Origin of the sequence: Streptomyces sp. NRRL WC-3549 (genome assembly GCF_000721935.1) — a bacterium.
Classification (GTDB): domain Bacteria; phylum Actinomycetota; class Actinomycetes; order Streptomycetales; family Streptomycetaceae; genus Streptomyces.
Genome location: NZ_KL585422.1, coordinates 48,482 through 49,840 on the forward strand (window position 1 = coordinate 48,482; position 1,359 = coordinate 49,840).

Sequence of the window (1,359 nt, forward strand, 5' to 3'; positions counted from 1 at the left end):
GGGCAGCGTCCTGGCGGCCGCCGCCGTGTGGCAACTGCCGGCCGCCGCGCGCCGGCAGGTCGCGCTGCTCACCTACGGTTCACCGATCGAGCGCCTGTACGGGCGCTGGTTCCCGGCCTACTTCGGACCGGAAGCACTCCAGGGCCTGCACGCGTCCGTGCACTGCTGGCGCAACCTGTGGCGCGCCACCGACCCCATCGGCGGCCCCGTCCGCATCGACGAGGGCGGCGGCCCGGAAGTGGACCGCGGGCCGCTGAGGGACCCGCTGGTCTACGGCCGCACGGTGGCACATCCGCTGCCCGAACCCGTCCTGGGACACTCCGACTACCAGGCCGACCCGGCCTTCGCCGTGGAGCGGGCCGCCCTTCTGGACCGGCTCGGACCCGAGCTGCCCCGGCAGGCCACCGGACGGGCCACCGGGAAGGCTCAGGGCAGCTCGGGCAGGTCCTCGGGGTAGAGCAGGGTGAGGTCGTCCGTGCTGGGCTCCGTCAGCTGCGCCACCCGGCCCGCGTGGCGCTCGACCATCGACTCGAACGTCTGGCGCGCGGTACGGCCGTTGCCGAACGCGGGACCCTTGGGGAGCGCCGTGAAGTACTTGAGCAGCGCCTCCCCGGTCCCCTCGGCGAGGCTGTACTCCTGCTCCTCGGACTGCTGCTCGACGATCCGCAGCAACTCCTCGGGCAGATAGTCGCTGAAGGTGATGGTGCGTGAGAAGCGGGAGGCCACGCCCGGGTTGACGGTGAGGAAGCGCGCCATCTCGTGGGTGTACCCGGCCACGATCACCACCACCGCGTCCCGGTGGTCCTCCATCAGCTTGACCAGCGTGTCGATGGCCTCCCGCCCGAAGTCGCGGCCGGAGTCCTCGGGGGAGAGGGCGTACGCCTCGTCGACGAACAGGACTCCGCCGCGCGCCCGGTCGAACGCCTCCTGGGTGCGGATGGCCGTGGACCCGATGTGCTCCCCGACCAGGTCGACCCGTGAGACCTCGACGAGGTGGCCGTGCTCCAGCACGCCGAGGGAGGCCAGGATCTCGCCGTACAGCCGGGCCACCGTGGTCTTGCCCGTGCCGGGGGAGCCCGTGAAGACGAGGTGGCGGCGCACCGAAGCCGCCTTGAGGCCGGCGAGTTGGCGCCGCCGGCCCACCTCGATCATGTCCGTCAGCGCCCGCACCTCGCGCTTCACGCTCTCCAGGCCGACCAGCGCGTCCAGTTCGCCCAGGACGGCGCCCGCGTCGCGCGGCGTCCCGGCGTCGGCCGGCGGTGCGGGGGCGGGGGCGGCCGGGGCGGGGGCGGGCTCGGTGGTCCGCTGCCCCGGCATCGAGCCGAGCAGCCCGGGTACCGGCCGGTCGGACGTCAGTAC

The 1,359-nt window shown here is 73.7% G+C and carries 1 protein-coding gene and 1 pseudogene; one reads left to right on the top strand and one right to left on the bottom strand.

The window, feature by feature from the left end:
• Positions 1-457, top strand: a pseudogene (locus IH13_RS0126390) (hypothetical protein); the annotation flags it as partial.
• On the opposite strand, the gene IH13_RS0126395 reads toward IH13_RS0126390, so the two are convergent.
• Positions 427-1,359, bottom strand: a 933-nt coding sequence (locus IH13_RS0126395; protein ID WP_031088471.1) for an AAA family ATPase, incomplete at its 5' end; no start/stop codon positions are given. The pseudogene IH13_RS0126390 and the gene IH13_RS0126395 sit on opposite strands and share 31 nt — an antisense overlap.